The organism is Haloferula luteola (assembly GCF_014201715.1).
GTDB lineage: Bacteria > Verrucomicrobiota > Verrucomicrobiia > Verrucomicrobiales > Akkermansiaceae > Haloferula > Haloferula luteola.
Map to the genome: position 1 here is coordinate 1 of NZ_JACHFD010000045.1, position 5,908 is coordinate 5,908.

At 49.4% G+C, this 5,908-nt stretch carries 4 protein-coding genes; 3 read left to right on the forward strand and 1 reads right to left on the reverse strand.

Annotated features, from left to right (window positions below; translation table 11 throughout):
- Positions 1 to 254: 254 nt before the first annotated feature.
- From HNR46_RS20060 to HNR46_RS20070, 3 genes are read left to right on the forward strand one after another with little or no spacing between them, the layout of a single operon-like run.
- The gene (locus HNR46_RS20060) at positions 255 to 1,670 is read left to right on the forward strand and encodes an NAD(P)-dependent oxidoreductase (protein WP_184022420.1); all 1,416 of its coding nucleotides are present in this window, start codon (positions 255 to 257) and stop codon (positions 1,668 to 1,670) included.
- 12 nt (positions 1,671 to 1,682) lie between these two features.
- Entirely contained in the window at positions 1,683 to 2,498 is an 816-nt protein-coding gene (locus tag HNR46_RS20065; protein ID WP_184022422.1) for a hypothetical protein, read from the forward strand.
- Between the two features lie 19 nt (positions 2,499 to 2,517).
- Complete coding sequence (locus HNR46_RS20070) at positions 2,518 to 5,208, forward strand: RAD55 family ATPase (RefSeq protein ID WP_184022424.1); 2,691 nt, start codon at positions 2,518 to 2,520, stop codon at positions 5,206 to 5,208.
- Between the two features lie 18 nt (positions 5,209 to 5,226).
- Here the strand turns inward: HNR46_RS20070 and HNR46_RS20075 are convergent, their stop codons facing one another.
- A complete protein-coding gene (locus HNR46_RS20075; protein WP_184022426.1) occupies positions 5,227 to 5,781 on the reverse strand; it encodes a type IV secretion system DNA-binding domain-containing protein in 555 nt (184 codons plus the stop codon).
- Positions 5,782 to 5,908 lie beyond the last annotated feature (127 nt).

Consider the following 5,908-nt stretch of genomic DNA (forward strand, 5'->3'; position numbering starts at 1 on the left):
GTCCTCGGTCGCGGCTGACACCGCGCCCTCGTCCTGCGCTCCGAGCGAAAGCGCGGGGCAGGAGCAGCCTTGTCAGGAAGCCACTAAGCGATGAACCTCAAGCCGACCGGCTGCCACCGATTCTAACGATCTGAGGGACATCCCCCAGGGAACCGAAGCGGACGTCCAGCGATACAAAGTTGAAAGCGAAAGGATGCGCTTGCGTAAGCGGGGACATTTGGCAAGAATAACCGGGATTGCAATATCTGCCACCAATGACGAGCTCCACCGAAGAATCATCTAAACCTATGGTGCTATACGTCCATCCGACACTGCGCAGACACAGCGAAGCATCGGTGGCCTTCCGGGTGCTTAAAAGATTAGATAGGAGCGTAATCAAGCTATGGGAATTTCCAACAGATGATTTATGTTCAAGATCGTTGGTCGATGGAATTGAGCGGTATGACGCAGTAATCGTAAGGCCAACGCGAGGAGGAAATGAAATTGCGCGGCAAGCAGCAACCGTAGCCACTACATTTCATAGGGAGAGAAAGAAGCTCTTCGTAATCGGATCGATTGCATCTGATCCACAGGAGAAACTTGCAGCCCTCGCGTTACCGTCGAAACATCAAGCATTTCATAGCAAACTAAGGCCCAACGCGGAATCAGTTGCGGACTTGGTTATCTGGTACGCACTCAACTCCTTCCGGCCATTTTCTGTTGCCGCCCAGGGATTATCGCTTTCAAATTCCCCTCAACACTACGACGGGGATTGGGAATTACGGAAGCATGTCCGAGTTCCGGGAATTGAAGAATCAACAACCCTAGCAGGAAAATCTTGGCTGACGATAGGAATCGGCCGCCAAGTTGAGCTGCTCCTTCCCCGTCTGATTTCCATGGGTATAGATGACGTTAAAATATATTACAGGCCCAAATCAATTGAGGGCTACGACTGGCAAGGAAGGCTCGACAGATTTGTTCGGAATAGCTTATGGCCAATTGCTGAGCCGTCACAGGTCCTCTCCGGTGCATTAGAGCAGGAATGCCGGGCTATTGTGCAAGTTAGGGGACCGTGGGGAAGAATGATTACGATAAGCATATCGGATGACTTGGATAAGATATTGAGTAAATGTGATATTGCGAGTATACATTTACCTCATGTTAGCTCAGGCCCAAGAAGCACTCACCATCTGATTGGCGCTTCCGAAGTTCATTCGATGCGTCCAGGCAGCCTTCTGATCAATGTGGGAAGGCAAGAAGTGTGGGACGAGATCGCAGTGGTTGAAGCTGCGGAGATTCGCGGCATAATGCTTGCTTCAGATCTTCTACATCCGCATTGCGAAGGGAGTCGACAGATACATGTGAAAAGGTCGCCCCTTATCGGGAAGCTCTTGTATCCGAGCAATGCTGGATTCAATCTTTCCGAAGAAGGATTCCTTTTCGAAGAAAATTTCATTAATGCTCCGTCATTCCCGACCCAAAGAAGGTTTATACTTACCCCTCACATAGGCGGCGCGACGAGAGATATGTTTTCGATTGAAGCTGAGGTTGTGGCAAGTGTATTGACAGAGTTGGCAAAAAGTCATAAAATCCCGAAAGATAAGATACAAGATGCTATCAATGAGTTAAGAGTAATTATTCCAAAGAAGTTCTTGGATCGAGAGGAAATGGAAGTGTCTGCTAGGAACTAGAGAACAGAATTCATGGCGAAATATAGTTATTTATTTGGGAGCGAATTGCAGCATGTGCACCATCGGACGCCATCTGGAGACGGCTGCACGACTGTTAGTATAGAACTACCCGCGGAAACTGCGGCTATTTTTTTGGAGATCAAGGAAAGATTGCTGACGATTGCGGACTTACCGACAATATTTGGAGCAGCGCTCCTTAGATTGGAATTTCTTCAACACCATACGAAGGGGCAATTTAATGACCACTATCTTGATTTTCACAGCGCGACAGACGGTTCATTCCGGTCAATTTTGCCAAATTTCTACGAGATAGAATCTTCGCTTTCCACCAAGCCAATTGTCATCAGCCTGTTTGATGAGCACAAGCTCAGGCTTCGGAAGCTTACTGAAGCTGTGAGGTCACGAAGCGGAAAGTCTATTACCGAGGATGTCATCGCGAAAGATGCGATCAGGCAATTTACGCTCGCATACGAGAATCAGTTAGCTGGATTCTCAGCAGAACTCCGAGAGTGCGCGAGCGAAAGATTGATTAGCCGAGTACCTGACCCAACGCAAATGATTGATAAATGGTCTGATCTGATGGTGGTGCATTCTGATAAGGTTCGGGAGCTGGCGCTCGGCAGGCTTCGAGATAGGCTGAGAGAGTTGGATGCCCATCCACTCACCGCTGCGGATCCTGCTTTGAGTGTGGCTCTCAGGAAGGAATTCAAGCTGGCCTATCCCGATGTTGAAACTGGTAATGAAACGTCGCCGTATGAAATACTTTCTTTAGCAATTGACCTGATGGAACCTGAGGAGTCCGGCCAATCTGAATGTGTGCCGGTTTAGCATAATTTACAATGTGACTATGAATACCACCGACCCAACTGGAAGCCTGACGTCTGAGGTATCAGGAGTTCTTTCCGTCATTTCCCTTCAGTTAAGAGGCGCGGTAGCGAAGGATCTTGAATTGATAGCTGCTAGCGTTGAAGAAACGTTGGAATTCGCAAAAGCGGCTGCTGAAGAGGGACATGACGTTGATCTTGTCAGGGCAGTAGAGAGAAGGAAGCGTCCCAATTGGCTCGATCGACATCGTTTTGAAATGATCTGTAGGTTTCACTCTTATTGTATATGGTCAGGTGATGAAGATATTGGAAGCCTATTTTCTCTTCAAATAGACAATGCCGTGCGACGGAAGGTGTTCTGCGAAGCCTTGAGTAGTCGCATTCGATCTTGTGAGTTTTTGGAGATAAAAGAAAGGTATTGTAAACAATGCATAGAGAATGGTGTTGAGGATTCCCCGGCGAGTAATGATGAAATTGTGGCGTGTGCCAAGGTGGAATCCCGTGTTCAGACAGATGTTTACGATAGTAGATCGAATCTTCGTGATTTATTGGAATCTATTTGTTCTCATGGATTGTCGGAACAGCATGCGCGGTACCTCATGTTTCGAGTGATACGGGCGGCACTGAATATGCGGCTTTCGTTTAGCTATATTGCTCGGTTTCAGCGACAGGTAAGCATCGTAAATGAGATTAGTAGTTACAGGCGACTTTTTGTTGATCAGGATAAGAGTTATCCTTATGATAAGGATGCCATTAGGCCTAAGGTGTCTCTAGCCACAATCGCATCCCGCTCCTTTGAGGTGACGAAGTTTGAAGGAAAAGAGAGTAAGGGGAATTTAGACGATTGGGACGAATTAGTTGCCGTTCTTGCTGTTGGTTCATTAATTGGACATATTAGGCTTCGAGGAGATTTCGTCAGAGTAACGCCTCCGGTTCTTGATGCCGAGTATCTGATTTCATTAGCCTTTGGGCATTCTACTGGCATTAGGCGCTTTGACGACCTTTTTGGAGGCGGGGGGCTAATGTTGGCAGATCAAATCTCTTCCGGGCCGAAATATCCCGACGCTCTCCCTGGTAGGGTAATTTTGGTGCGCGGCGAGAACGGGTGCGGTAAGACGATGCTTGCGCTGTCGTTGGCCGCAGAAATTGCCTCCAAAGGCGGATTTTGCGTATTCAATGCCCTTGAGTATAGTAGCCAGGTTGCTCAGTATGTTTTAGCACGATGTGGATTTGGACCATCAGATTCGCCGTTCGATGTTGTTTGTCGTTCTAGTGATTTTTTAAGAGTCTGCAAAAGGCCTTCTGGAGGTAGGGGCTTGCTCTTTATCAGAGACCTTGAACCCTCGAATGAAATGCCTCTTAATTATTCTACCTTGTTCAAGGAAATAGAAACTGATATCCTTCCGCGTTCTGACCGTGGCGCACCTGTAATTGTATTTGTAGATTCTTTGAACGCGCTGACAAGAATGTCCGACCCTTTGGAGAAGTGCATTCCCTTGGAAGTTGAAAGAAGGGCGGTGCTAGCTGCTCTCCAGCGGATCACCGCAATGGGAGGAAATGTTCTTGTTACGGCTGAGGAGGACGCGACTTGGTCGGGTTTCGGCGAGGACATTGCCGATACAGTCATTCGGCTGTCGTCTGGCGGTAATGAAGGATGTCAGGGGCGGGATTTCGTGAAGCGATCTCATCGTGGTAAGTACATTTCGGTTTGGAAATCGAGGTTACAAAGGGAGTTAGCGGGAAATCATCCGTTTAGGATACGCTCTGGCAAGGGGTTTGAAGTGTATTTGGCCACCTCTTCCTTTGCTGAAATCGACAAGGGAAGGGGACCAGCTTTCGCATACTTGGGTCTATTTGGGGTGGTGGATCTGGATATGGTCCTGTCCGGGTTGGAGGAAACAGATGACCACGGGCGTGCTCGGGGGGTGGAGGAAGTGATATACAATGCCGATCCGAAGTTTGACTGCGGCAGCGTCATCTTGTTGAAGGGGGGGCTGGGTACTTATAAGACTCAATTGGGTTTGGGCTTCGTAAGTTGGTTCTCTTATGATGGTTATTTGTTGCGAAAAGGGGACGGATCTCAGGGGTGGGAGCTGCTGCCTCCAAAGGCAATTCGGGAACTTGCAAAACGAGTTGGGTTGGTGATTAGTATTCGCTATTCCTCGGGGGATATTGATGTTAAACTTAGACAGGCGATTTGCAAGGAGACGATTGGACATATGCGGAGATCTTCGGTCTTACGTGGTGCAGCGCCGAGGAAGATCATTTGGACGTGCAAGTTGGAGGCTGGATATGTGTATCCTGGGGAGGTGTTCGATCAGATTGAATCTTTTTTTGCGAGGGCACGCCGCGAGGGGTTGATGATCGATCGTGTGTTTTTAGATAACCCCGGTGAGTGGGAGGATTTTTGTCCTCTTCTAGGAGATGATGAAATATTTGGGAACACGTTGATTACGTTTTTGCGGAGGCGGAGAGTAAAGATTGTGGTCTCAAATCGCATGATCAGGGAGAGGGAGTCGGGTGTTATAAGGGCGGTATCGGAGGCGGTGGATACATGGGTGGACCTGTCACACGATACAACAGAGGTGATGGGGGGGGATAACATGACGTTGCAGGTAAGACGGTCTCCGGGGATGGATCATTATCGACATAAGGTGAGGTTATTGCACGCTTCGGGTGAGGGCGTGCGGTTGCATTCTGAAAATTGCGAGTAGAGTGTGCTAGGATCGACTCTAATTGTAGAGCGGGTGAATGGTTCGTGAGACTGTGGCTTTTGAAGGATGCACGATCACCGCTTTGTGATTGGGCAGGGTCATCAGTTTCGACGATTCGATCCGGTATTCGAGCGCTTGGTGTCGTGTAACGGTGCGGGATCCCAGGTCTTTTGTAGAGATGCTCCGCTTCCAAACCTTATGCTTGCCGATGAAATCGGCAGACGTCGTTGCTCCTTCCTGGTCCGCGGCCCTGAAAATGAACCGCGTCCGCATGTTCAAGGTGAGAACCTTGCGTTTCTTCTCCCCGATCGCCGGATCGGCCGAGAGCTCGGACTGCATGCCGCCGATGATGCAAGCACCCGCGCCGCGGATGCGGTCGATGACCTTGTGGTCGCTGACCCCGTCCTCACTGGTCGTGATGATGTCCTGGAACTCATCGGCGACGAGCAGGAGTAGGTTGCGGCGGTCACGCTCGGATGGGTCCAGATCGTAGCGGCGAAGCGCATGCGTGTAGAACAGGATCTTGAGGTAGGTCTGAATGTAACGCCGTTCGGTGGCGAGAGACTGGGGCATCGTAACCGATAGGACGCTTCCGCGTAAGCGTAGTCTGAAGCCCCGTCGGGCTTTTATGGCTGTTGTGTAGCGTAGCGTTCATAGCTCTTCAGAGTATGAATGCTACGCAAGAATCCCTTGTCAGATT